Origin of the sequence: Bradyrhizobium sp. SMVTL-02 (assembly GCF_051853005.1) — a bacterium.
Taxonomy (GTDB): Bacteria; Pseudomonadota; Alphaproteobacteria; order Rhizobiales; family Xanthobacteraceae; genus Bradyrhizobium.
Window position 1 is genome coordinate 7,951,252 of sequence record NZ_CP182469.1, and the last position, 25,036, is coordinate 7,976,287.

Genomic DNA, 25,036 nt, shown 5'->3' on the forward strand with positions numbered 1-25,036 from the left:
CGACGAGTCTTCGCTAAAGGTTGTAAAGGGAGGCGCGATATGAGCCGATATTGGCTTCGACAAAACTGATCGTGAGCTTCAGCCCCTCGTCAATTGAGGTGCCTGGCGTCCAATGCAACAGTTGCCGGGCTTTGTCATTGTTAGAGACCAGCCGAAGAACTTCGCTCTTAGTGGGGCGAATGCGCTTCGGATCGTGACCAATTCTCTTTTTCACGTTCATCAACGACAGTATTCGTTCGACGAAGTGACTGATGGGGAATGTCTGGCCGGTACCGAGGTTGATTGTCTCGCCGTCGATCCCGGGCATTGCGCCTGCCGCGAGGAATCCGGAAACCGTGTCCCCTACGAAGGTCATGTCGCGCAATGTATCAAGAGCGCCGAGCTCAATGACGTCGCGTGTCAGGGCCTGTGAAATGATCGTGGGGATGAAAGCGCGGGCCGATTGCCGTGGGCCGAACGTGTTGAAGGGCCGGACTGTCACGACAGGCGTCGAGAAGGAACGGAAGTAGCTCTCCGCCATCTTGTCGGCGCCAATCTTGGACGCGGAATAGGGCGACTGGCCCTGGAGCGGATGACTTTCGTCTATTGTTTCGGTGATTGCGGTTCCGTAGACCTCGGAAGTTGAGGTGTGCACGACGCGCGAAACGCCGAGGCGCCGCGCAGCTTCCACGACGTTTAGAGTGCCTTCGACATTCGTTTGCACGTAGCTTCGTGGCGCGACGTATGAATACGGAATCGCGATCAGAGCGGCCAGATGGAAGACGATTTCCTGGTCGCGCACCGTCTGAGCGACGAACTCGGGATCTTCGATATTTCCAGCGACCACGTTGATCGAATTCTTCAGATCCGTCGACAAATACTCAAGATTGCCCCAGAAGGGAGACGAACTGTAGCGAATCATCGCCGTCACGTCAGCACCCGCGCCCGCGAGTGCTTCCGCGAGATGGCTTCCTATGAAGCCGGCGGCACCTGTCACTAAGACCTTTCGTCTACGATAAAATCGGTTGAGATGCATGACTGCACGGCATTTCTGTTAGATTTTCGTCCTCACGATTTGTGATGAGGTGTGAATAGACTTCGAGGATCTTCGGGACGACCACGGCTCTTGAGAAGCATTCGTCAAATCGTTCGCGGGCCTTTCGGCCCATTCGCATCCGCGTAACTGGGTCTCGCGCGAGGCGCACAATTGCTTCGGCCGCAGCGACGGGGTCGCCGTGCGGGACCAGGAAACCGTCAACGCCATCCCGAACGACAGAGCGACAGCCGGGCACATTCGTTGCGATCATCGGTATGCCGTAGCCCGCGGCCTCCATAAGCGCTCGCGGCATTCCTTCACTCTCGGACAAAAGGATCGCAATGTCGGCGCGCTCCCAGACTGTCGCGATGTCGGGAGCCTTCCCCATCCAGGTAATACCGTCGATCACAGAAAGTTGGGTCAGTTCGTCGGCTGTATAGCTCGTCGGATTTCCTGGATCTGGCGTCCCCCAGAGCTCCAACTCGATCCGTGGCCTCCGCGCCTGAGCGAGCGATACGGCCTCTACTGTGGTCTCGAGCCCCTTCGATTTGAGCATTCTTCCTAGAAACGCGATCCGTACGAGCCCATCACCCATGCTTCTTGTCGAGCGACGGGATTCGATCTCGATACCCCATCCACCGATAATCACGGAATCCGCCAGATGCGGAAACTCGCGGCGATCATCTTCGTTTTCGAATGAGACGAGAGCCGTTTGGCCCCGAGAGAGCCAGCAGGCCTGCAGGCGAACGAAGCCTCGGGCCATTTCGGCAGCCCATCCTGCGTGTCCCCATAGCTGCCCGAGGCCTGTGAACGAGGCGAGGAGAGGATACTTCCGTCCAATCGGGCCCGATAAGCCTAACAGCACAATAGACCTTATGGAGAGAGCATGGACGAGGTCCGGCCGCTCCTCCGTCAGAATTTTGCGAAGGCGCAGGATCGAACGAAGTAGGGAAACAAGCGACAAAGAGGCGCGTTCCGTCGGCGTCTCCAGCAGACGAAAGTCTTCTCGCTCGATCGCATCCCGCCGGTGCCGCACAAAAGTAGCGACCGTGACCTCAAAGCCTGCCGCTCGTGCTGCGCGAGCCGGCTCAAGGAAGTGGGTCGTGAACGTCCAGTCTTCCGGTACGATGTACAAGATCCGAGGCCGTGAAATGGACCCCGATTGTGGGACCACGTGCTTAGTTGGAAGGGGCTGCTCCGTTTGATAGACGGAGCGCATGATGACAACGAAGACGAGACGCAAGATCGACGCGGCACTGAAGGCAAAGATCGCGCTGGAAGCCGTGCGGGAGCAGACGACGGTGGCCGATCTGGCCCAGCGCTATGAGGTTCACCCGAACCAGATCTATGCCTGGAAGAAGCAGCTACTGGACCAGGCGGCCCGGGCCTTTGACGCGGGTGTCGGGCGGGAGAGCGAGGACGCTCGCGAACGAGAGATCGAGAAGCTGCACGCCAAGATTGGACAACTGACAGTCGAGCGCGATTTTTTAGCGCGGAGGTCCGGAAAATGAGCACGCCGGACCGTCGAGGAATGCTCGATCGCGCCGACATGGCGCTGTCGATTCGCCGGCAATGCATGTTGCTTGGTATCGCCCGCTCTGGGGTCTACCGGCCGCCACGGCCGGCCAACGACAACGACCTCGCCCTGATGCGGCGCCTCGACGAGCTGTTCACCGCCTGGCCGTTCCTGGGCTCGCGGCGAATGACCGCGATGCTGAAGGCTGAGGGGCTTCAGGTCAATCGCAAGCGTGTGCAGCGGTTGATGCGCAAGATGGGCATCGCGGCGCTGGGACCAAGGCCGAACACGACAAAGCCGGCGCCGGGCCACAAGATCTATCCCTATCTGCTGCGCAACATGACGATCGACCGGCCAAACCAGGTGTGGGCGGCCGACATCACGTATCTGCCCATCGGCCGCGGCTTTCTTTATCTCGTCGCCATCATCGACTGGGCGAGCCGTGCGGTTCTGGCGTGGCGGTTATCGAACACGATGGACGTCTCGTTCTGCGTGGCGGCTCTGGAAGAGGCGCTGGCGAAGTACGGCACGCCGGAGATTTTCAACACCGACCAGGGCAGCCAGTTCACCAGCGTGGCCTTCACCGGCGCGCTGGCGGCCGCAAAGATCAAGATCTCCATGGATGGCCGCGGTCGTTGGATGGACAACGTCTTCATCGAGCGGCTGTGGCGGTCTCTCAAGCATGAGGACATCTATCTCAAGGGCTATGCCGACGGCCGCGAGGCCAAGGCAGGGATCGCGAGCTGGATCGCCTTCTACAATGATCGTCGCCTTCATCAGTCCCTCGGCTATCGCACGCCGATGGCGGTCTGGCGCGAACGGATGCAGGCCGCGAAGGCTGTGGACATGGTGGACAACGCTGACGCGTTGACCACATGCCCACAGCAACAGCAGCAGACAGAGTCTCTGGCAGCGTGATAGAAAGGATCAGGAGCGGTCAGTTTCCAACTAACAAACCGGTTCAAGCGGTCCCGCTCCGCGGGTCCATTTCACCCGGCTCCGGAGCAAGGGGTCATGATGGTGGCTGTCCCCCGATAGATGATGAAACGGGGTCACGACTTGAGTCGGCCCCAAGCATCTGGAGACGGAGGACAGCCGTGGAGAATTATGCCGGAATCGACGTGTCATTGGAACTGTCGAGCGTGTGTGTTGTGGACGCCCAGGGTAAGATCCTGAAGGAAGCGAAGGTCGCAAGCGAACCCGACGCCTTAGTTGACTTTTTTGAGACGCTCGGCTTTGCAGTGAAGCGGATCGGGCTGGAGGCTGGGCCGCTGTCGCAATGGCTGCATGCAGGCCTGAAAGGTGCAGGATTTGAAACAGTTCTGCTGGAAACGCGGCACGTGAAGGCCGCATTATCTGCAATGACGGTCAAGACGGATCGCAAGGATGCCCGCGGGATCGCCCAGTTGATCCGGATGGGATGGTTTCGGCAGGTACACGCAAAGTCGGTTGATGCGCAAGAGATCCGGGCACTCCTGATCGCACGCAAACAGCTTCTCGGGCGGCTGATCGATGTAGAATTAAGTATCCGAGGGATTTTGCGCGGCTTCGGTCTGAAGGTTGGCCCGGTGACGCGAAGAAATTTTGAAGCGCGGATTCGAGAGTTGGTTGCAGGCCAGGCGACATTGGAGCGCATTGCTGGTGCGATGCTTTCGGCACGATCGGCCCTGAAGGCAGAATACGGAAGACTACACAAGGCTGTGCTGGCAATTGTGCGTGATGATGCAGTCTGCCGCCGGCTTATGACAGTACCAGGCGTTGGCCCCCTGGTGGCCATCACCTACAAATCGGCGCTTGATGATCCTCATCGCATTGTAAAGTCAAAGGCAGCAGGCGCGCTGTTCGGGCTCACGCCAAAGAAATATCAATCGGGAGAAAAGGACGTCACGGGCGGAATCACGCTGGCCGGCGATGAGACGGTGCGGACGGCCTTGTATGAAGCCGCCAACGTTCTGTTATCGCGCATCACGCGGTTCTCAAAACTCAAACGCTGGGGGATGGACGTCGCCAAGCGGAGAGGCTCGAAGCGCGCAAAGGTCGCCTTGGCACGCAAGCTCGCAGTGATCCTGCATCGGATCTGGGTCGATGGCACGACTTACCGATGGGCCGAAGCGGGCTCAATCGCAGCATAGAAGACGTGGAGGAGATCGAGAACGCAACCGGGATGAACTGAAGCCCGGTGCCCGAAGTCCCGTCGCCGGGACGGTGGATGCGGTGAAGCCGTTACACGCCCAGTGGCCGTCGTCCGACGAACCACGCGTATCTAGATAGGCTCACCGCTCCCTCTGACAGCATGATGTGGCGGCCAGGCGTCGACCACGAACAGAAGCATGAGCTCGGCGGCGTGGCGTTCACTCGGGAGGCTTGACATCATCGGGCCCATTACAGAAGCGCGCGTGTAGATGCGCGTCCAATATCGTAGACCGAGAGGCTGATCACCTCCTGAATCTGGTAGGATCTCTCTGTTGGAAATGGCCGCACACAGCCTCGGCCTTCCTCGAAGGCCTGATCGCGGCTATCCCCTACTGAAAACCTTAAACGACCATCGCCAGCGAGTGGAGCTATGACTGAATCTGGGTGACGGAGCCGATCAGGCGGCGTGGCTGTGCTGGGTCGGAATGACCTCGATGCCGTCAGCGAATCTGACACCGGCGATGAGCTTCGGCAACTGATTTGTGCCCTTCAATCGACGCCAGGTTTTCGAGGCTGCATCGATCAGCTTGAACACCATCAACCTGGCTGTCTGTGGCGACAACGATCCCTTGGTCCGAACTGTCCTGTGTCGCACCGTGGCGAACACGCTCTCGATCGGATTCGTAACCGGTATAAGATCCTCGGTGCTGATGTTCGGCTGCGGCTTTCAAGATCGTGGCGTATGGTGCGACCATCCGGGACAGAGGCACCGGGAGCACGAAAGTGTGGGCAGGCCGATGCGTACGATGAGCTGCGAGCTCGAGTTAGTAGCTGGCCGCCTCTACGACTAGCCCGGTTGCGCCGTGAGCGCGGATCCGTAGTTGTCGTGTCGCCCATCCGAACGTGCCTTTACGAGGCAGCGACCGTTTCTGCTTTATCGAACAATGAAATGGTCCTCCCTCAAAGCCTGGGGAATGAAACCTGCGAAGCGGATCGGCATGAAAAAGGCAAAGGTCGCCATCGCCCGCAAGGTCGCTGTCATCGTCCACTGCATCTGGGGCGACGGCACATCATTCCACTGGAGCAACGCGCCGGCCTGACGTTATTTTGAAAGGTCCTGGTCCTTTGCCGCCGCACCCAGTCCATACGCTGGTGGGTAAGGGTGCCAAAAACAGAGCAACCGGCGTGCCGGACCGAAAAGGCTAATCCTACGGGGATGGCGAGCATCGGGTCGACGACAATGGACGCAAAGCTGACAACCGCGTGCGACTGCTAACATTCTCACGCTAGCTCAATCAGTTTGGATTACTCGAAGGCAGCACATGGCGAGGCGGTAGGTTCTGGACCGGCATGATGCGAGCGCCGTGTGCTGCAGTTGAAAGTGCTCGATCCTATCAACTCGCATATAGCCGGTTGTCTTAGACTGGTCGCGCAGCAAGCTGATGCCGGTGTCGTCGTATTCATCTGGGCCAGTGCCAGGTCGATCACACATCGTCCGCAACTCGACGCCGAGCCTCTGGATCCGCACCGGCGAGGCACACCTTTCTATCTCTATTGAAACACTTTTGCGCAAATTCTCTGGTGGCACACTCATTGCTAGTTAGATCCCAGATCCCTGCCGGGGAGAATGCGCATTAGTAGCCTTAGCTAACCCTGCAATCGCAGTTGTGGCGATCGCGAGCTATCGCTCAAGCACTGTGGAGCCCACTTGATGCTCAGCTTCCTCGATTCGTTTGGCATTCAGCCGCAGAGGGCGTACGAATCGCTGCTTGGCCGCGCAGACGTTGTCCGCCAAGCCCGCTACATGATCGCGCACGTCACCTGCGAATGTTGACCGCCGCCGACAAGACCCAGTCGATCCAGTTGGCTACGGGCCGGCTCGATATCGCCGTGGAAAAGGCGGTCTGGCCGCTGGAAAGTCTTTGCGCGTTTGCGGCGCGCGAAAATCCGCGGCGGGGTTTCCTGGTCGTATCCCGCGTCCTAGGGCGCTATTTGCCCGCCACGCCGCAGATGATGCGGCAGAGCGCCCGCGATCTCGCGGCGCGGCTTCCTGACGATCTGCCGGGGCCGGTGCTCGTCGCCGGCCTGGCCGAGACCGCCGTGTGCCTTGCCCAGACGGTGCACGAGGAATTTCGCCTCGCAACGGGCCGGGTCGACATCCACTTCTTGCATTCGACGCGACAGCAACTGGATCATCCGTTGCTGTGCCGCTTCGAAGAACCGCACAGCCATGCCTCCGCGCATCTGATCTACAGGCCGGCGCTTCCGCAGCCGCGATCACTGGTATTGGTCGACGACGAGATCTCGACAGGAACGACCCTTTGCAACCTGGCCCAGGCGCTCGCCACTGCTTGGCCGCGGATCGAAGCAATGGCGGTAGCGACGCTGACCGACTGGTCGGCCGGCAAGACGTGGCAAGCACGCATGCCGCGTCCCACGTGCATCGCGGCGCTGCTGCGCGGACGCATGGAGTGGACGCAGGAGACGACGACGGTGCTCAACAGCGCGTTCGATACCGCTGCCGCTTCACTCGGGCGCATGGCGACGCATCGCAATTTCGGTCGGCTGGGACTCGACTGGCCCGTCGTGCCCGAACCCGATACCGCTGTGCCCGAGATCCTCGGCCCACTGCGGATCATCGGAACCGGCGAGTTCACCTATCCCCCCTTCCTGCTGGCGGAACGCCTCGCAGAAGAAGGGCATGATGTCGTCGTGCAGGCGACCAGCCGAAGCCCCGCACTCCCCGGTGCCGCGATGGCGACCAAGCTCCGCTTTGCTGACAATTATGGAACGGGCGTGCCCAATTACCTCTACAATGCCGACCGCGCCGATGGACGCGCGAACTGGATCGCGCATGAGACCGGCGCGGTGACAATCGACCCCGGGCTGATTGCCGCTCTCCGTGCCGAACTGATCGGCTGGACGGCATGACGCGTGCCATCGCCCTGGTCGATCTGGACGACACGCTGTTCCAGACGCTACGCAAATGCCCGCCCGATTTGCCGGCCGACCGGTTGACGCCGCTGGGCTTCGCGCGCGACGGATCGCCGCTGAGCTATGCGACCCCGCGGCAGATGCAGTTCCTGGAATGGCTGGCCGATACGACGCATCTCGTCCCCGTCACCGCCCGCAGCCTGGACGCATTGCGCCGGGCGCGCATTCCATTCCGCGCAGCGGTGTGCGCGCATGGCGGCGTCGTGCTGGATGACAGCGGTCAGGTCGACCTGGACTGGGCTGCGACGATCGCCGACCGCGCCGCGCCCTTCGCGTCGCAGCTTGCTAGCCTCGCGGAGGCGATCAGGCGCATGGCGCGCGACCGCGGCATCGCGGTCAACGCCCGTGTGCTGGTCGAGGACGCGCTGCCGCTCTACACCTTGGCCAAGCATGAAGATGCGGATGTCGCGGCACTTTTTGCGGTGGTCGACGCTGCCGTGCCGTCCTTGCCCAAGGGCTGGACGGACCACCGCAACGGCAACAACGTGGCGCTGACGCCACCCTATCTCGGCAAGGCCCATGCGGTGGCATATATCCTACCCGGCCTCCGCGCACGCTTCCCTGATGCGCCGGTGATCGGCATCGGCGACAGCCGCACCGATGCGCCCTTCATGGGCCTTTGCGATTTCGCCATGATGCCCACCCGTTCGCAGCTGGCCGGCGGCATGTTCCATGCGGACTGAGGTCGCGCCCCCGTTTTCGGGCAGCTACGACCCGGCCGACGTCACCTTCCTGCTCAAGCCAGTGGTAATGGCCCCGACTTCCGTCGCGGAAAAGGAAGCGGCGATCCAGTCCGGCCGCCACCACTATTCGGAGATGATCCCGCCGGAGAGGGTGCCGGACGACAGCTATCTATCCCTCTATCACGCCGCGCTTGCGCGGAACGGTGCCCGCTTGGCGCAGGATGTCGCCACCCTCGCTACGCAGCTCGCCGCACGCAGGCCGGGGCGCGAGCTGGTAATCGTCTCGCTGGCGCGTGCGGGGACGCCGATCGGCGTCTTGCTCGCGCGGACCTTACGGGCGCACGGACATCGCGCAGCCCATTATTCAATCAGTATTATCCGCGATCGGGGTGTCGACCGCGTCGCGCTCGCGCATATCGCCGGCCGGCACGATCCGCGCGACGCGGTGTTTGTCGATGGCTGGACCGGCAAGGGCGCGATTGCCGGCGAACTTCGCGCGGCCCTGGCCAATGCGTCATTCGGCTTCACACCGGACTTAGCCGTGATCGCTGACCCTGCAGGACAGGCAGACATCGCCGCGACGGCGGATGATTATCTGATCGCCTCGGGCTTGCTGAACGGCATCGTTTCGGGCCTGGTCAGTCGCTCGATCCTCAACGCCGCGTTGGTGGGGCCGGGCGATTTCCACGCCTGTGTCACCTACCCGCAATATGCCGGTGCTGATCTCTCACGTGCCTTCGTGGACACAATCGCGCCGTTGGCCGCTGCGGCGATACCGCAACCGGTAGACGGGCACGGCGCCCGCCGAGCGGCGCTGAAACAGGAATGCGAGGCGATGATGCGGCAGTTGCTGGCGCAAAGCGGAACGCGTGACCGCAACCGGATCAAGCCCGGCATAGCCGAAGCGACGCGCGCCCTGCTGCGGCGGGTGCCGGAACGGCTGCTGGTTCGCGATTTCGAGGACGCCGATGTGGGGCACTTGCTCCATCTCGCCGCCGCGCATGCCATTCCGGTCGATACGCTGAGTGGGGAATCGCAGTATCGGGCGGTCGCAATTATCCGTAGCCTGGGCGACGACGCATGAGCCGGGCTTCCGCCCTCGCCCTCGGCGTCATCTTGTATATGCCCTGCACCCGCGCGGATCTGGCCGATGCGTTGCTCGGCGCCAAGCGCCTACCCGGCCTCCGGTTCGCCCGGCTGTGTCTTGACAATGCCGTGCTCGAACGGGACCTGCCGGTCGCACTCACCTGGCTTTCGGCATTCCTTCGTTCCGAGCTAACGCCAAATTTTGTTGACGGCCGAGCCGGTCAGGCGGCGGTGGTTGTGGGCTGACGGTCAGTCGGTTTGGCGATGATCCCGCCGTTGAATGTCACATGGATAACGAGTTTTGGCAACTGGTTGTGGCCATCGAGACGACGCCAGCTTTTCTGCGCGGCCTCAAGAAGTTTTAAGACCATCGCGTGCGCCGTCCTGTTGAACAGGCAACCTTTCGACCGGATCGTGCGGTGGCGCACGGCGGCGCCATTCGTGGCGCGGGTGATTATGGCCAATCCGTCGCGCGTGTTCGCAATCGGACGGCCGATCCGACCAGGGTGAGCTGTGCCCAGCCAACTCGACGTCCATCTCGTCATGGATAACTGCGCCACTCACAAGACCCCGCTGATCGGGAAATGGCTGGCCAAACGGCCGCGATGGCATGTGCACCTGACCCCGACCAGTTCGTCATGGCTCAATCAGGTCGAGCGCTTCTTCGCGCTTCTTACCGACAAGAAGATCAGGCGACAACTTGGTCTCGCGCGGGCTCGACCCGACGGTGCCAAGACTGTTCATCGCCGACGGCGCGAAGGCGTTGTCGAAGGCCATCCGCCGCAACTTTGGTTCGGCCGCTGCGATCCAGCGCTGCCAGATCCACAAGGCGCGCAACATCATGGAACGCCTGCCAAAACAGCATCATGCGGCCACCCGTCGGGTGCTGCGCCAGGCCTGGGAGCTCGATGACGCCGACAAGGCTGAAAGATTGATCCGCAATCTCGCGCGTCGACTCGACCAGCAATGGCCCGGCGTAGCGGCGAGCATCCTCGAAGGCCTCGACGAAATCCTGACCGTCGTCCGGTTGAAGCTGCCGAAGGAGCTTCGTCGATCGCTCGCCTGTACCAACATCGCCGAGAACATGATGGGCACCATTCGCCGCGTCACGCGCAACGTCAAACGCTGGCGGGATGCCAGTATGGCCTTGCGATGGGTCGCGGCCGGCATGATCGAGGCCAACAAGGGCTTCCGACGATTGAAGGCGCATAAGCAATTGTCGCTTCTGCGTGCGGCCCTTCAAGCTCACCACGATCGCATGACGATCAAGCCCGTTGCCCATGTCACGAGGGCCGCGTAATCATTCGTTCCGGCAACGTCGGCCCGACGTAGTTCAACACCGATCGGGACATCTCCTCCTTCGAATCGTGCAACAAGAATGCACCATCTAAGCTTGGGACTAGACACCTAGATTAGGCCTAAGAAGATGCGGCCAGCCTGACAACGCGGCGAAAGACGGCGCAGGCGCTGGCTCTCACAGCGCGGATCGTGCTGACCTGTGCAGAAGGCGGTCAGAATAAGGAAGTGGCAGCCAAGCTGGGCCTGGAGCGCGGGACGGTAGGCAAATGGCGGCGGCGCTTTGTGGAGCAGCGCGTGGCCGGGCTGCACGATGAGCCGCGCTCGGGCGCACCGCGCAGCATTGACGATGGTCGCATCGAAGCAGTGATCGTGAGGACGCTGGTAAGCTGCCCCGAGAACGCCACTCATTGGAGTTCTCGGGGCATAGAGAAGGCCAGCGGCCTGTCGGTGTCGACGGTGCAACGCAGCGGGCCTTCGGGCTCCAGCCGCACCGGCTGGAGACATTCAAGCTCTCGACCGATCCGAACTTCGTCGCCAAGGTGCGCGACGTCGTCGGCCTTTACATCTCACCGCCGGCACATGCATCGTTCTGTGTGTAGACGAAAAATCCCAAATCCAGGCGCTGGACCGCAGTCAGCCGATGCTGCCGGTGCGTCCCGGTCAGCCGGCTCGAAGGAGCCATGACTGCAAAAGGCACGGCACCACATCGCTGTTCGCCGCCCTCGACATTGCGACCGGGCCGCCCTCAGGTCGGACATCGCCTCGTTCATCGAACGACACAACGCTGATCCCAAGCTGTTCCGGTGGACCAAGTCAGCCGACGACTTCTTTGCTTCTATCGAGCGTTTCTGCCGTTCCAATGCCCCGGCACAGCACGACGCGATGTTGCGAAATTCTGGTTCAGGACACTAGACGGCCTGCCGTTCGAACAGACTGCGATAGATGCCGCCGGGTTGCACGGTCAGTGCCGGATGCGTGCCCTGCTCGACGATCTCGCCACGATCGAACACCAGGATGCGGTCTAGCCCGCGCACCGTCGACAGGCGGTGCGCGATTACGATCGAGGTGCGGTCCTTCATTAGCCGTTCCATCGCCTCTTGGATTAGCGCTTCCGATTCTGAATCCAGGCTCGACGTCGCCTCATCCAGGATCAACACTGGCGCATCGGCAAGGAACGCGCGCGCGAGCGCAATGCGCTGCCGCTCGCCGCCCGACAGATTTACGCCCCACTCGCCCACCAGCGTGCCGTAGCCCTTCGGCGGTCGTATGATGAAGTCATGCGCATGGGCGAGCCTCGCCGCGTCCTTGATCGCGGCCATGCTGGCGCCGGGTCGGCCATAGGCGATGTTTTCAGCCAACGAGCGGTGAAACAGGATTGGCTCCTGCTCCACGATCGCGATCTGGCTGCGCAGCGACTGCTGCTTGGCTTTCGCAACGTCCTGGCCGTCGATCAGGATCCGGCCGCCGGAGACGTCGTAGAGCCGCTGAAGCAGCTTGACGAACGTGGTCTTGCCGGAGCCGGAGCGGCCCACGAGACCGATCCGCTCGCCGGCGCGGATGTTGATCGACAGTCCGTCGTAGAGCGGCACGCGATCGCCGTGATAGAGGAAGGTGACGTTCTCGAACGTGATCCTCCCAGAGTGAATTTTGATCGGCTTGGCGTCGGGAGCATCGATAATGCCGATCGGCTCGCCATAGATCGTAACCAGTTCCCCCATGTCGTTCACCGAGCGCTGCAGATTGTTGATGTGCATCCCAACGTCCCGCAAATAAGCGTGAATAATGTAATAGCTCGTCAACACATAAGTGACGTCGCCTGGAGAGGTCCGCCCCGCTATCCACAGGAGGATGGCGCCACCGATCACCGAAGCACGAAAGCACAAGAGCATCATCTGCTGCACCGTGCTCGTGCAGTTGGACCGCAGCCAGGTGCGCTGCACCCGCGCCCGCCAGCGTCTGACCACCCCGTCAAACCGCGCATCCTCACGCGCCGCAGCACCGAAGGATTTCACCACAGTATTGCAGGTGAGTGCGTCCGCTAGCGTGCCGCTGACTTTGCTGTCCCAGGCGTTGGAGACGCGCGCCGCCGGCGCGATGTAGCCGATCGTGAATGCCGCCGTCATGGCGACATAGATAACTGCGCCGAAGCCGAACACGGCGCCGAGCTCGAGCCAATGCAGGCCGAGCAGGATCGTCGAGCCCACGAGCACCGCGAGAGACGGCAACAATGCCGTCAGGATCGTATGATTAAGCAGTTCGAGCGCCCACATGCCGCGGGTGATCTTGCGCACGGTCGAGCCGGCGAACGAGTTTGCGTGCCAGTCCGTTGAGAAGCGCTGTACTCGCATGAAGCCCCCACGGGCCACATCTGACATGGTCTTCAGCGTGAACGGCACGATCGCCTGCAAGCCCATAAACCGCAGTACAATCGAGAGCAGACCAAGCGCGAGGGTGCTAGCGAACGCAATCAGTGCCGCATGTCGCGCCGCCTGGTCGGAGGGGACCGAGGTCAATGCGTCCACTAGACGGCCGGAATAGACCGGCATGAACAGATCGGCAACCGTCGCCCCCAAGAAGCCGACCAGGACAACAATGGCACGGACTGGCTGCTTCAGCCAGTGCTCCAACGCAAACGGGAGAACCACGCCGATTGCGACGAGGCGTTTGTTATCTTGACTGCTCATGGCGCTAGGGGCTTGCGGCGCACACTGTGTAAAAACCGTTCGCTCCAAACCCGATGTGCACAATGCTTGGCGCGCCGTCCGAGGGATGCGATAAATGCCCGTAGTCTTTGGGCTGCGGCCGAAGTCTTCTAACCATTCCACCCACTCCTGGCGTAACCGCTGAGCTGAAGCGCCTCACGCTTTGCGTGCTCCTCCGAGATCCACTCAAGCTACTGTCCGAATTTGCGACGTGGATTTGCATGCGGCGGGGAGAGACTGTCGTTGAGACGATCGGCGGTCCGATTGCGAACAGGCGGGTGTACCGTCCCTTCGGTAGGGCCGTAGTTGTTTATGAGCTTGAGAGCCGCTGGTAGAGACGCAGGCAAACGTGGGAGACGATCCCCGCCAACAAGCAAGTACTCCAATCTGGAATTGATGAGCTTATCTTCCAGCGCGAGTGTAGCCAGTGGCGTGATCAAAAATGAAACGGCCAGCGATTGATCTCGCCACCATTGCAGCAGACGCAAGGAATCTGCTGCTGCCGCTCTGGGCGGCAGCAGCGATGTGCTGCGGTTACATAACGCAGACCATAGCTCCCACGTGCTGGCATCGAATGCTGGTCCAGCCGTGAGTGCGCAGCAGGATTCTGGTTGCGGACACAACGCTTGCACATGCCATGCTATGAGATTGACCAGGCCGCGATGCTCGACCATGACCCCCTTGGGTGATCCGGTGGATCCTGAGGTGTAGATCACGTAGGCGAGGTGGCGCGAGGTCAGGCCGAGCGCACGCGGGTCCGGATCCGACGCCGGGAGATTGGCCCATTCCGGCGTCGCTGCCGCCAGATCCACCACCGTCAAATCGCGTAGCGCCTCGCCGCCCAGCGCGGATCGTCCGGCCGCGTCGGCCAGCAGCAGGTGGGGCGCCAGCACCTGGTGCAGCCGCGCCGACGGATAGGCCGGATCCAGCGGATGATAGGCGCCACCCGCGTTAAGGATCGCCAGCAGCCGGACCACCATCGCCACGCTGCGCGCAACGCAGATCGCCACCTGCTCGTCCGGCGACACCCCGAGGGCGATCAGATGATGCGCCAGCTGGTTTGCCCGCGCATTGAGCTCGCCATAGCTGACGCGCTGGTCCTGATAGACCTCCGCCACAACATCCGGCGCCTGGCGCACCTGGGCCTCGAACAGCTCATGGATGCACTGCTGTTCAGGATACGTCACCGCCGTCCGGTTCAGATCCTCCAGCAGATACGTGCGCTCGGCGACTGACAGTACCTCAATCCGCCCAACCGGCTGCTCGGCATCGGCAACAACAGCAAGCGAATTTAGCAAATGCATCCAATCGACCAAACTGAACCCTTAGACTTGGGTCGCGACGATCGTGACGGGTTCCCTTTGCATCTTAAGCAATGGATGTGCCAAATAGTGTTCGACGAGCGTTTCCTCGTGACACAACGCGCCTCTCGCTGCGTTGACAGGGTGTTCCCGACTTGCAGTCGAGCTTCGGACATCGATGTCTTGGAGATGACACAGCTTAATAGCGTCTAGCGGTTCTTGCCCGAGTGAGAACTGAAGTGTTCGTATTGCTTACCGTGCCGCACATGACGGGTCGGCCTTAGTGATCTTATCTCTCAGCCTTCGCTGATCAATTTCGACCAGAGCCGCTCCGCGAAATCCAGATGGCATTTCATTACGTCCGACGGAGTGTTGGATGAGCTATGGCTGATTTTGGGTGACGCGGCCTGATCAGGCGGCGTGGCTTTCAGTGTTCGGAATGACTTCGATTCCGTCGATGAACTTTACACCGGCGATGACTTTCGGCAACTGGTTCGTGCTCTTCAATCGCCGCCAGGTCTTCGACGCGGCGTCGATGAGCTTGAACACCATCAGCTTCGCGGTTTGTTGCGACACGATCCCTTGGTCCGCACCGTTCGGTGGCGCACCGTGGCGAAGACGCTCTCGATCGGGTTCGAGCTGCGTAGGTGGATCCAATGCTCGGCAGGGAAGTCGAAGAAGGCGAGCAGCGCGTGGCGATCCTTGATCAGGCACTCCACCGCACGTTCGTATTTGACGTGGTATTTTTCGACGAAGACGTCGATCGCGGTTTCAGCTTCGGCCCGGTGTGGGGCCAGATAGATGTTCCGCAGGTCGTTCTTCATGGTGCCCTGCACGGATTTGGCGACCTTGTCGAGTACGTTGCTTACTTTATGGCACCAGCATCGTTGGTGCCGCGTGCCGGGAAAGGCCTCGTCCAGTGCCTTCCAGAAGCCGAGGGCGCCGTCGCCGATGGCGAGTTGCGGGGCAATCCGTAACCCGCGTTGCCGCAGGTCGATCAGGAGTTCGCGCCAGCTCTGCGCGCTCTCGCGCACGCCGACCTGGAAGCCGATCAGCTCCTTTCTGCCTTCCGGCGTGGTACCAATCAGCACCAGCATGCATTCGCTGTGATCTTCCATGCGGGCCTGCAGGTACACGCCATCGGCCCAGATGTAGACATAGCGACGCGCCGACAGATCGCGTCTCTGCCAGCGTTCGTACTCGACCTGCCAATCGGCCTTCAGGCCGGCGATCACCGAAGGCGACAGGTTCGGCGCATCCTTGCCGAGCAGCGCCGAGAGCGCCTCCTGGAAGTCGCCGGTCGAGATGCCGCGCAAATAGAGGACCGGGATCAAGGCATCCAGGCTCTTCGTCCGCCGCGCCCATAGCGGCAGGATTGCCGAACTGAAGCGGAGGCGGTCGCCTGGCCCGCTCGCTCCGCGGTCGCGGACCTTGGGACGAGCGACCTCCACCGGACCGATGCCGGTCGCAATCTCGCGCACCGGACCGTGCCCATGTCGGACCAGGCGCGCTCGACCGTCGGGCAGCGTCAGATTGGCCGTGCTGGCCAGAAACGCCCCAACCTCGATCTCGATCGCCCTAGCAAGCAGGTCCCGCGCGCCGGCTCGAACGATATCGGTCAGTGGATCATCAACCGCGGACGGCTGACGGAAAGCAAGAACATTGGTAGTCTCGGTCATGGCGTATCGCTCTCCTCAAGAGGTTCTGGCAGGCTCGTCACCCGCCTCGATACGCCGCCTTCCTCACACCGTCATCACCCAGATTCCGCCATAGCTCCGGTTGAACCGGTCCAAAGTCGGTAGCGCGGTCCGCGGGATAAGGTTTTCTCGAAGCCGGTGCGCTCCGATCGACGCTGCATCGTCCCACACTGCCAACTCTATTCTCGCTTTGTCTCGGCTACACGGCTCGCGAGGTCCTGCAAGGGGGATGTAAAGACGTCGGCTGTCTAACAAAGATCACCCGCAGCGTCCGATCTCTGACAGCCTTGGTTTCTATCGGACAAAGATGCGCAGCAGAACAAAACGACGGAAGTTGCTTCGCGGTCTTTGTCTCTCCATTACGCTAGATGCTTGGCATCGGCTTTGCATAGAGAGACTGGGAACCTGGTGGAAAGCCACCCTGCTCGCACAACGTATTCTTGAGGTTACGCTTTCTTGGTCACACTTTGACCTCGCTTGCGAGCAGTTCGCCAGATGAGAGACGCCATAGATAGGCAATCCGGCACCACAGCGCAATTCAGTATCACGGGGCGGCATCTACTCTAGAAGATAGGAGGTCAGGCCATGTCTGACTCGTTCCAGCGCTCCAACCTGGCCCAGTCAATGAAAGCGCAACGTGCAGAACTCGAGCACGCGCTCACCCACAGCCCATTCAGAGCCCACGCCGATCGCATGATAGAGGCAGGTGCCAGGACCATCAACGTTCTGCAAATCGGGTGGACACTGCGGGTCAAGCGCAGCTGCGAAAGGGTCTTTATGCTCCTGCCCGAGCTCTTGGCAAGCGGCGAACGTCTGGCCAAAGATCTGCGGAATCTGCGTGAGAATGGACAGATTGGCGTTTCCTGGCGCGAATACATCCGCGATGCCAGCCAGCGCACCATATTGCTAATGGATCTTCTCCGAGAAAGCGGCGACATCTTCCTTGAACATGAGGCGGCAGGCTGTCCACCCGCTCTTTTCTACAAGTACGAAACGATCATGGACGGGCGGGATCTTCCCATAAAGTCCAACTTTGTATTGCTACGCATCATCCCGCCCCAAGACGTTACGGCCGATTACTCCCGTCGTCGGCCCTTTGTTATCATCCCTCCGCGTGCGGGACACACTGCGGGTGTCGGCGCCCACGCACCAGATAGTCAGGTCGGCGTCGTATTGCGCGAAGGTCATCCCGTTTATATGGTGGGCTTCCGCCGCGAGCCGGAGCAGGATCAACATCTTTCCTATGTTGCCTGCGCCGAAGCGGCGTTTGTTCGGGAAGTGGCGCGCCGGCATCCGCGCGCCCCTCTCCCCGCCGTTGTTGGCAACTGCCAAGCAGGCTGGGCGACCCTCGTCATGGCCGCAACAAACCCTGACTTGACAGGACCCATTGTCATCAATGGATCGCCAGTGACGGCTGTGTCGGGAAACATCGGCGATAATACTTTCCGCTACATTGCTGGCATATACGGCGGAGTCTGGATCCCAATGTTTCTGTGCGATCTCGGCAAGGGCATGTTTGATGGGGCCAACCTCATACATAATTTCGAATTGCTCAATCCCGAGCGACTGTTCCTAAAGTACGCTGAGCTTTTCCGCGACGTGGACACGGCGCGCGGAAGCTTCCTTGCCAGCGAGAAGTGGTGGAGCAGTTTCTGCCTGCTGCACGAGAACGAGATCTGTTGGATCCTGGAAAACCTGTTCATCGGCAACCGGCTCGGCAAAAACAAGGCCTATTTGGGATCGGAGCGTCAGCACGTGGATCTCAAGCAAATTCGGGCACCGATCGTCGTGTTTGCCAGCCATGGCGACAACGTTACTCCGCCGCAGCAGGCCCTGAATTGGATCACAGATATTTATGAGAACGAGGAGGAAATCCGCGTTCGCGGCCAACACATTATCTATATGGTGCATAATGACATTGGACACCTCGGCATCTTCGTCTCTTCAAAAGTTGTCAATAGAGAGTTCAGGCAAGTCGCAACCACTTTCGAAGCGATCGAAGCGTTGATGCCCGGACTCTACGAAATGTGCGTCAAGGATATTCAAGAGCATGATGGGCGGAAAACTTTCAGTGTTGAGCTGGTCGAACGCAGCTTCAAGGACATCCGGGCATTGAATGACAACTATCGTGACGAGTTTCCTTTCGACGCGGTTCACCGCACTTCTCAACTGCAGGCACAGATCTATCACACGATCGGCCGCCCCTTCGTAAGAGCGGCAGTCACAAGCTTCACGGCCGACGCCAGTCGAACTGTTCACCCGGAGCGCCTGTCGCGAGCGGTAATTTCTTCGCGAAATCTGATGCTGACTGGCTTGAAGTCGATGACCGAACAGGTTCGTCGGTCTCGAGCAAAGGCCAGAGTGGATAATCCATTCCTGCTTGCGGAAGCACTGTATGTGCAGCACATTGCAGAGGCCATTATCTTCTGGCGCGACCTGCGCGATATGATTTATGAGCTGCTGTTCCACAGCATGTGGAACACTCCTTTTCAGCGCTACTTTGGTAGTCCCTACGAGGTGATCCCGAGGCAAATGACGCCCGAAGAATTGCGGTCGCGCCCGGACGTTCAGTTTGCGCTTAAGATGATCGCGACCGGCGGCTTCATCGAGGCCCTCATCCGTATGATGGCGCTGCTTGTGACCGATCGCGGCGGTATCCGTCGCGATCGTCTAGATCGCTGGTCACGCGTCCTGACGCAGAACGAGCCATTCCGCTCCGTACCTTCTGACCGTCTGACTGCAATCACGCGCCAGCAGACCATTATCGCCACCTTGGAACGGGAGCAAGCAATCGAGACGCTGCCGTTGCTGCTGGATGAGTCCGAGGAGCGGCGGCGCGCCTACCTGGTCGCATGCTATATACCCGGTCCCATTGCGGAAATGTCGCCGAGCACGATCGACCTGCTATTGCGGTTTGCTCAGGTGCTTCAGCAACCGCCAATCACTGCCGATGTTACAGAAAATCCGTTGGCGGAAATGGAGGCTGAGTAAAGCGCCGATGCTTGGGACGAAAGGACGACCGTCGGCTTGAGGATGTCAGGCGTGGCAAATGAGGGCAATGTCTATGCGCCTCGTAGTTGGCCCATGATTTGAAGCCAGTTCGTCCTGCACATAGTACTCTGACGCCCCTCGCCGGATCGGCCAAACATGCTCGACGCGAGCCATATTGTGTGTTCCGTATCCTGAGCGCTGATCGTAACGGCGGCCCCGAAAGTTCAAGAATTGGATTGAGGAAAGAAGGGAGCGGATACCGATGCGGCCCCCCTTGCAAAGAACCAGCCGCCGCTGGAGTCGGCCAATCGAGTGGCGTCGCTCCGATATAGGTTGTTGGGCCACTTTTTTACCGCCGGGCTCCGCAAGAATGGAGGCTTCGTCTTGGACCACGATACCATCCGCGCCGAGTTGATGTACCTAGAGTCCCTTGGCTCCCGAGTCTCGGGCTCAAAGACCCACGACCAACTTGTCGAGCATGTCAAACAGCAGTGGGCGGGGTTCGGTATGCGGGTTCACGAGGACGTCTTGCATTTCGATCGCTGGAGCATGCCTGCCGAGAACCCGAACCGTCTGCGCCTTAAGATCGACGGGCGCGACGTAGAGATCTCTTCGGTCTTTCCCTACTCCGGGATCACCGGCCCGCTTGGGACCGAGAAGCAGTTGTACAGATTGCGTGGTCCAATACCGCGATGGACCAAAGCACGCGGCAGAATTGCGGTCATCGAGGTCCGCAATCGTGAGTTCCCGTTTAGTGCGGTGGTCAAGACTTGGGATCGGGCGCATGCATGGGGCAAGACCACTATGCCGCTGCTGCCTACGACAATCGCCGGCCTTGGTCTGACGCGTGCTCGACGAGCTGGCGTTGAGGCCGTGATCTTCGCCTGGCGCGGCATTAGCCCTTCTAACGCCAAAGGGCAGTATTTACCGTTCACGTTGCCCTACCAGGACATTCCAGGCGTCTTCGTGGCTGGAGACGAGGCCGGCTTCGTGCTGGACGCCGCCTCAAGGGGCAGGCGGGCGACGCTCGTCGTCGACGCCGTGATCGAGCGAGACAGCACTATGCGAACAATATGGGCCGCGGTGGAAGGTAACAGCGCCCCGTACGAAACTATCCTCGTGGTAAGCCACAGCGACGGTACAAATATTCTCGAGGAGAACGGCCACATCGGTTTGGTCGAACTCGCGCGCCAAGTGGTCGCTCAACCGTTGGCACGCACAGCCGTCTTCCTGTTAACCGCTGGACACCTCCGAATCCCGGCGGTCACCGATCATGGCCAAGCCACTTCGCGCTGGTTGCGGGACCACCCGCAGTGGTGGGCCGGTGGTCCGAGAAATCGCCACGCAGTGGCAGGTCTGGTGATCGAGCACCTCGGTGCTCGGGAATACCTTGATGATCCTCTCAAAAACAACTATGGCCCGACAGGCAACCCTGAACCCGAACTGCTCTACGCCTCCAACCCGGAGCTGACGGCGCTTATCGAATCAGAGTGGCGTACAACCGGGAAGGCGCCGAGAGTGTCGGCCCCAAACGCACTCATTCAGTTCGGCGAAGGCCAGCCGCTCTACCTAAAAGGCATCCCAAACATCGCGCTCGTCACCGTGCCGCAGTACCTATTAAGTACGGAACCGGGCGACTACGTTGACATCGCTCTCCTGGAGAGACAAATAGCCAGCTTCGCGAGACTGCTGCAACGAGTCGACGCTATGTCCAGCAAGGAAATCGGCACCGTCAAGGTTGTCACACCACTGGCGAAGGCGGCTGCCGCGCTGCGCGCGATTGGTATTCTGGCTTGCAGCTCATCGCTCTGGCGGTAAACCGCTTGCCGTCGCTCTGACCCATATGAGGACCAGAGCATGTAGCGCGGGCCTTTAGCGTAGCCTAATCCAACATGCTGATGTCCCTTCATGATCTTCAGTCGTGACAATTCGACTAATTAACGTTGATCCCTCTGCGTCCCAACAGCGCCCTTTTCATGTCTATCTGCGATCAGAGCGCCGGTTGGGCCCGAAGTCCATCGTCCGCCATCTCCCAGTCATCCGCAGGTTCCTGCACGAGGTGTGCTCCGGCGGCGCTGCCGCCCTGTGCAAGATCAGCCAAGAGGACGTGATCGGCTACGTTGAGCGCCACGCCCGGATTGGAGCCCGGGAACACGCAAGGCGATGTGCTGGTCGTTGCCTGCCTTTCTCCGTTACCTCCACCATCGAGGGCTGAACTCGCGCTCGTTGGGGGACTGTGTTCCATCAGATGCGCCGATGGAGGCTCGCAACTCTACCGACCTATCTGCCTACCGCTCAGGTGCGGAAGGCTCTTGACGGTTGCGACCGAAAGACGGTGATGGGACGGCGCGATTGCGCCATTCTGTTGCCGTTGGCCAAGCTCCGGCCTGTGGGCCGACGAGCACGCGCGATGATATGGACTGGCGCTCCAGCGAGATACTCGTTCGCGCCAAGGGCCGCGATACTGCCAGACATTGGCGCGGCTATCGTTGCATATCTGCGCAATGGCCGCCCAAAGTCCTCGTGCCCACGGCTGTTCGTCCGCACACTCGCGCCACACGTCGGCCTTGTTTTTGGATGCGCGATACGCCAAGGCCACCCTCTATCGCGTTAAAATCGAAGGCGCGCCCAACGCTGCGCCCATATCTTCCGACATAGTCTCAGTACAGAGCTTCTCCGATCTGCGGCGACCTTTCGGAGATCGGACAGTTGCTGCGGCAAGAGAGGCGACGGGCGACACCTCCGCTCTCGGAGTCGAAGTTGGCGACATGGCGCGCGAACCCGCGCACGTCGCTCAATCGCGGCGCCCAGGATGCATGCCGATCGGGCGGCGGCATTGCCCATTCCATTGCCAGCTTCTTGGTGATGATCCTGGCTTTGCGCTTCTCCAGAAGGCAATGAAGTCGGCGAGCCGACGGGTCTGGTGCTCACACTTGTATCCCAGCCCCTTGCGCATGCTCAGGTACTTATCGGGTGCGCAGTGCAGATCGGTCATTGCACGGCATGCTGCCCCGATGAAAGCGCGCCAAGCCCCATGTCTACAGCGACGCGGAGATCGATGCGATGCTGTAATGGCCCATTAGTGGGGATGCCGAGAGCCCGGGGCTGAACTCAGGATTGTATGAACTCCTTAAGCTTATCGATCACTGTTTACCTGGAGTTGCGGTTTCCGAAAGGATATCAATGACCTCGAGCTTGGCGTCATACTCCTCGTATGTGCCGAGCACGGGTTCGCCAAGTGCAATATTGTGCACGGGATCGACAACGGAGGGTGAGTCGTAAGTTAAGGAGGTGGGTCCAGTAAACTGAACTTCTTCGCCAAGCTCGTCGCGTCGCAACGTTCGCGCGGTGCACCATTTGACGAGCTGCGTTACTGCACCCTTCCCGCGCTCATTGATGGGGGGCAGATGCCGAACCGAGTAGAAATACGTCCGCGCAGAAAACATCTGTTGCGAACTCGAGCTCATGCGCTCGTCCGGTTGAGCGGTAAGAGTCAGCAGGCGCTTGCCAGCTGGACGCTCGAGCGTACCCTGAATTAGGCCAGCTTCTCTAATCAGAGTAATGTGCGCCAGCTTTTTTGGAGCACCAAGAACCTCTCGCCCCGAGGCAAGCGCTGCATCATTCGTTGTCACGTAAATGTAAGGAATGTAAAAGCCGGTTTCACCGCCGGGATCGCGAACTTGAATTCCTGAATAGCACTCCGAGTACGGCCCCACAGTGCTTGAGGGATAGCTCGCGACCCCCACAATGGCGATTGAAGGGTTTGCTACAGGTACTAATCCCTTCGGCAATAGAGACGAGACCTCGTGCCCCACGCTGAATACAAGGTTTATGGCTTGGCAGCCGAGAAACGCGCTGCCACGGCCTTTGCTCCCACGGTAGAGAGGCGCATCAAACGGAATACCTTTGACGTCGGGCATCGCATTCCTCCTGTCTCTTGGAGTGTTTGGACGCAACTGTAGATTCAGCTAACTCATCTCACCAAGAGTATTAGGTTGTTGAAGCCTCCTGAAGAGACTGTGATGTGCAACTTCCAATGCGGCTCGGTGATCCGTCGGCTCATAGATCCGGTGATCGCGATCGTCTTACAGACGACGCATCCAGTTCTGCGCGTTGCACCTCAATTCTGTGCTCAGAATGAGCCTGACGATTGTGCGTTCATTCCGGCGAAGCGTGCTCACCGACGATGACGCTACTCGACAGGCCTCTCTATCTGTCGTCTGCGAGCTATGCAGGATTTTGGGTGACGAGGCGATCAGGCGGCGTGGTTTGCCGGCATGTGGATGACCTCGATGCCGTCGTTGAATCTGACACCTGCGATGAGCTTCGGCAACTGATTTGTGCCTTTGAGCCGCCGCCACTTTTTTGATGCGGCGATAACCAGCTTGAACACCATCAGCCTGGCGGTCGTTGAGGACAGCGATCCTTTCGTTCGCACGGTTCTGTGTCGCACGGTCGCGAACACGCTTTCGATGGGGTTGGTCGTGCGCAAGTGATCCCAATGCTCGGCAGGAAAGTCGTAGAAGGCCAGCAGCGCGTCGCGGTCCTTTGCGAGGCATTCGACCGCCCGGCCGTACTTGGTGCGGTATTTCTCGGCGAAGACGTCGATCGCCACTTCGGCGGCCGCCCGGTTTGGCGCCCAATAGACTTCGCGCAGGTCCTTCTTCATGTTGGCCTGCACCGAGAGCGGGACCTTGTCCAGGACGTTGACGGTCTTGTGCACCCAGCAGCGCTGGTGCCGCGTGCCGGGAAACACCTCGTCAAGCGCCTTCCAGAAGCCGAGCGCGCCGTCACCAACGGCAATTTCCGGGGCGATTTGCAACCCGCGTTGCTTCACGTCGATCAGGAGCTCACGCCAGCTCTGCGCGCTCTCCCGGACACCGACCTGAAAGCCGATCAACTCCTTCTTGCCTTCCGGCGTCGCGCCGATCAGCACCAGCATGCACTCGCCGTGGTCTTCCATGCGTGCCTGCAGGAAGACGCCATCGGCCCACACATACACGTACCGCCGCGCCGAGAGATCGCGCTTCTGCCAACGCTCATACTCGCCCTGCCATTCGGCCGTCAGCCGGGAAATCACCGCCGGCGACAGGTTCGGCGCGTCCTTACCCAGCAGGGCCGTCAGCGCCTCCTGGAAATCGCCCGTCGAGATGCCACGCAGGTACAACACCGGCAACAGCGCATCCAGGCTCCTGGTCCGCCGCGCCCATAGTGGCAGAATCGCCGAGCTGAAGCGGATCCGCTCGCCATCGCCGGCTGCACCGCGGTCCCGGATCTTCGCCCGTGCGACCTCGACCGGTCCGATGCCGGTCGCAATCGTTCGAGCCGGGCCGTAACCATGCCGCACGACACGGGCGCGCCCGTCGGCAAGCTTCAAATCTTTCACCGTGGCAAGAAACGTCTCGACTTCGATCTCCACGGCCTGCGCCAGAAGCTGCCGAGCACCAGCTCGCAAAATATTGGTCAGTGGATCGTCGATCTCGTCGGGCTGACGAAGGGCAACAATATTGCTAGTCTCGTTCATGGCGTATCGCTCTCCTTGAGAGGTTCTGGCAGGCTCGACACCCGCCTCGATACGCCGCCTATCTCATTCCGTCATCACCCAGCTTCACGCATAGC

General features: G+C 60.4%; 15 protein-coding genes and 7 pseudogenes. 13 read left to right on the forward strand and 9 right to left on the reverse strand.

Annotated features, from left to right (window positions below):
• Window positions 1-13: 13 nt before the first annotated feature.
• Together ACNJYB_RS38095 and ACNJYB_RS38100 are read right to left on the reverse strand one after the other, a co-directional pair.
• A complete protein-coding gene (locus ACNJYB_RS38095; RefSeq protein WP_439371720.1) occupies window positions 14-1,015 on the reverse strand; it encodes an SDR family NAD(P)-dependent oxidoreductase in 1,002 nt (333 codons plus the stop codon).
• Window positions 990-2,150 (reverse strand): glycosyltransferase, encoded by a 1,161-nt coding sequence (locus ACNJYB_RS38100; protein WP_439371721.1) that lies wholly within the window; start codon window positions 2,148-2,150, stop codon window positions 990-992. The genes ACNJYB_RS38095 and ACNJYB_RS38100 overlap by 26 nt, the downstream gene beginning before the upstream one ends.
• A gap of 85 nt (window positions 2,151-2,235) precedes the next feature.
• Between ACNJYB_RS38100 and ACNJYB_RS38105 the strand changes: the two genes are divergently transcribed.
• Together ACNJYB_RS38105 and ACNJYB_RS38110 are read left to right on the forward strand one after the other, a co-directional pair.
• Window positions 2,236-3,449, forward strand: a protein-coding gene (locus ACNJYB_RS38105; RefSeq protein ID WP_271580986.1) for an IS3 family transposase whose coding sequence is annotated in 2 segments (ribosomal slippage) — window positions 2,236-2,512 and window positions 2,512-3,449 — 1,215 coding nt in all. Because the reading frame shifts where the segments join, the coding sequence is not laid out codon by codon here.
• Between the two features lie 179 nt (window positions 3,450-3,628).
• Window positions 3,629-4,663: an IS110 family transposase gene (locus ACNJYB_RS38110; RefSeq protein WP_271610751.1), complete on the forward strand. Its 1,035-nt coding sequence runs from the start codon at window positions 3,629-3,631 to the stop codon at window positions 4,661-4,663.
• A 458-nt stretch (window positions 4,664-5,121) separates the two neighbouring features.
• On the opposite strand, the pseudogene ACNJYB_RS38115 reads toward ACNJYB_RS38110, so the two are convergent.
• A pseudogene (locus ACNJYB_RS38115) lies at window positions 5,122-5,349 on the reverse strand (IS256 family transposase); the annotation flags it as partial.
• Between the two features lie 213 nt (window positions 5,350-5,562).
• On the opposite strand from ACNJYB_RS38115, the pseudogene ACNJYB_RS38120 reads away from it, so the two are divergent.
• The 5 genes and pseudogenes from ACNJYB_RS38120 to ACNJYB_RS38140 form a co-directional block, all read left to right on the forward strand.
• A pseudogene (locus ACNJYB_RS38120) lies at window positions 5,563-5,764 on the forward strand (IS110 family transposase); the annotation flags it as partial.
• Between the two features lie 727 nt (window positions 5,765-6,491).
• Window positions 6,492-7,595 (forward strand): phosphoribosyltransferase domain-containing protein, encoded by a 1,104-nt coding sequence (locus tag ACNJYB_RS38125; protein ID WP_439371722.1) that lies wholly within the window; start codon window positions 6,492-6,494, stop codon window positions 7,593-7,595.
• Entirely contained in the window at window positions 7,592-8,341 is a 750-nt protein-coding gene (locus ACNJYB_RS38130; protein ID WP_439371723.1) for a hypothetical protein, read from the forward strand. Before ACNJYB_RS38125 ends, ACNJYB_RS38130 begins: the two co-directional genes overlap by 4 nt.
• A complete protein-coding gene (locus ACNJYB_RS38135) occupies window positions 8,331-9,425 on the forward strand; it encodes a cysteine protease StiP domain-containing protein (RefSeq protein WP_439371724.1) in 1,095 nt (364 codons plus the stop codon). Before ACNJYB_RS38130 ends, ACNJYB_RS38135 begins: the two co-directional genes overlap by 11 nt.
• Window positions 9,422-9,673, forward strand: a complete 252-nt coding sequence (locus tag ACNJYB_RS38140; RefSeq protein WP_439371725.1) for an HpcH/HpaI aldolase/citrate lyase family protein — start codon at window positions 9,422-9,424, stop codon at window positions 9,671-9,673. The genes ACNJYB_RS38135 and ACNJYB_RS38140 overlap by 4 nt, the downstream gene beginning before the upstream one ends.
• Here the strand turns inward: ACNJYB_RS38140 and ACNJYB_RS38145 are convergent.
• Window positions 9,649-9,861: pseudogene (locus ACNJYB_RS38145) on the reverse strand (IS256 family transposase); the annotation flags it as partial. The gene ACNJYB_RS38140 and the pseudogene ACNJYB_RS38145 overlap by 25 nt on opposite strands.
• Before the next feature lie 79 nt (window positions 9,862-9,940).
• On the opposite strand from ACNJYB_RS38145, the pseudogene ACNJYB_RS38150 reads away from it, so the two are divergent.
• From ACNJYB_RS38150 to ACNJYB_RS38165, 4 genes and pseudogenes are all read left to right on the forward strand, one after another.
• A pseudogene (locus ACNJYB_RS38150) lies at window positions 9,941-10,123 on the forward strand (transposase); the annotation flags it as partial.
• A pseudogene (locus tag ACNJYB_RS38155) lies at window positions 10,122-10,727 on the forward strand (transposase); the annotation flags it as partial. The pseudogenes ACNJYB_RS38150 and ACNJYB_RS38155, both read left to right, overlap by 2 nt.
• Before the next feature lie 224 nt (window positions 10,728-10,951).
• Window positions 10,952-11,131: pseudogene (locus tag ACNJYB_RS38160) on the forward strand (helix-turn-helix domain-containing protein); the annotation flags it as partial.
• Between the two features lie 2 nt (window positions 11,132-11,133).
• Window positions 11,134-11,325: a hypothetical protein gene (locus tag ACNJYB_RS38165; protein WP_439375809.1), complete on the forward strand. Its 192-nt coding sequence runs from the start codon at window positions 11,134-11,136 to the stop codon at window positions 11,323-11,325.
• Window positions 11,326-11,634: 309 nt separating this feature from the next.
• Here ACNJYB_RS38165 and ACNJYB_RS38170 read toward each other — a convergent pair whose 3' ends face one another.
• The 3 genes and pseudogenes from ACNJYB_RS38170 to ACNJYB_RS38180 form a co-directional block, all read right to left on the reverse strand.
• Window positions 11,635-13,410, reverse strand: a complete 1,776-nt coding sequence (locus ACNJYB_RS38170) for an ABC transporter ATP-binding protein (protein WP_439375749.1) — start codon at window positions 13,408-13,410, stop codon at window positions 11,635-11,637.
• Between the two features lie 209 nt (window positions 13,411-13,619).
• Complete coding sequence (locus ACNJYB_RS38175) at window positions 13,620-14,732, reverse strand: AMP-binding protein (RefSeq protein WP_439375750.1); 1,113 nt, start codon at window positions 14,730-14,732, stop codon at window positions 13,620-13,622.
• A gap of 408 nt (window positions 14,733-15,140) precedes the next feature.
• A pseudogene (locus tag ACNJYB_RS38180) lies at window positions 15,141-16,408 on the reverse strand (IS256 family transposase).
• 603 nt (window positions 16,409-17,011) lie between these two features.
• On the opposite strand from ACNJYB_RS38180, the gene ACNJYB_RS38185 reads away from it, so the two are divergent.
• Entirely contained in the window at window positions 17,012-19,417 is a 2,406-nt protein-coding gene (locus tag ACNJYB_RS38185) for a DUF3141 domain-containing protein (protein WP_439371726.1), read from the forward strand.
• 384 nt (window positions 19,418-19,801) lie between these two features.
• Window positions 19,802-21,235: a hypothetical protein gene (locus ACNJYB_RS38190; RefSeq protein ID WP_271591202.1), complete on the forward strand. Its 1,434-nt coding sequence runs from the start codon at window positions 19,802-19,804 to the stop codon at window positions 21,233-21,235.
• A gap of 1,325 nt (window positions 21,236-22,560) precedes the next feature.
• Here the strand turns inward: ACNJYB_RS38190 and ACNJYB_RS38195 are convergent.
• Together ACNJYB_RS38195 and ACNJYB_RS38200 are read right to left on the reverse strand one after the other, a co-directional pair.
• Window positions 22,561-23,337, reverse strand: coding sequence for an acetoacetate decarboxylase family protein (locus ACNJYB_RS38195; RefSeq protein WP_439371727.1), 777 nt, complete (start codon window positions 23,335-23,337; stop codon window positions 22,561-22,563).
• A gap of 335 nt (window positions 23,338-23,672) precedes the next feature.
• Complete coding sequence (locus ACNJYB_RS38200; protein ID WP_439370872.1) at window positions 23,673-24,941, reverse strand: IS256 family transposase; 1,269 nt, start codon at window positions 24,939-24,941, stop codon at window positions 23,673-23,675.
• Window positions 24,942-25,036 lie beyond the last annotated feature (95 nt).

Excerpts from the sequence above, each read along its gene's own strand:
- ACNJYB_RS38095 (WP_439371720.1), bottom strand. The coding sequence starts at position 1,015 with ATGCATCTCAACCGATTTTATCGTAGACGAAAGGTCTTAGTGACAGGT.
- ACNJYB_RS38125 (WP_439371722.1), top strand. The coding sequence starts at position 6,492 with ATGTTGACCGCCGCCGACAAGACCCAGTCGATCCAGTTGGCTACGGGC.
- ACNJYB_RS38130 (WP_439371723.1), top strand. The coding sequence starts at position 7,592 with ATGACGCGTGCCATCGCCCTGGTCGATCTGGACGACACGCTGTTCCAG.
- ACNJYB_RS38135 (WP_439371724.1), top strand. The coding sequence starts at position 8,331 with ATGCGGACTGAGGTCGCGCCCCCGTTTTCGGGCAGCTACGACCCGGCC.
- ACNJYB_RS38140 (WP_439371725.1), top strand. The coding sequence starts at position 9,422 with ATGAGCCGGGCTTCCGCCCTCGCCCTCGGCGTCATCTTGTATATGCCC.
- ACNJYB_RS38170 (WP_439375749.1), bottom strand. The coding sequence starts at position 13,410 with ATGAGCAGTCAAGATAACAAACGCCTCGTCGCAATCGGCGTGGTTCTC.
- ACNJYB_RS38175 (WP_439375750.1), bottom strand. The coding sequence starts at position 14,732 with ATGCATTTGCTAAATTCGCTTGCTGTTGTTGCCGATGCCGAGCAGCCG.
- ACNJYB_RS38185 (WP_439371726.1), top strand. The coding sequence starts at position 17,012 with ATGTCTGACTCGTTCCAGCGCTCCAACCTGGCCCAGTCAATGAAAGCG.
- ACNJYB_RS38195 (WP_439371727.1), bottom strand. The coding sequence starts at position 23,337 with ATGCCCGACGTCAAAGGTATTCCGTTTGATGCGCCTCTCTACCGTGGG.
- ACNJYB_RS38200 (WP_439370872.1), bottom strand. The coding sequence starts at position 24,941 with ATGAACGAGACTAGCAATATTGTTGCCCTTCGTCAGCCCGACGAGATC.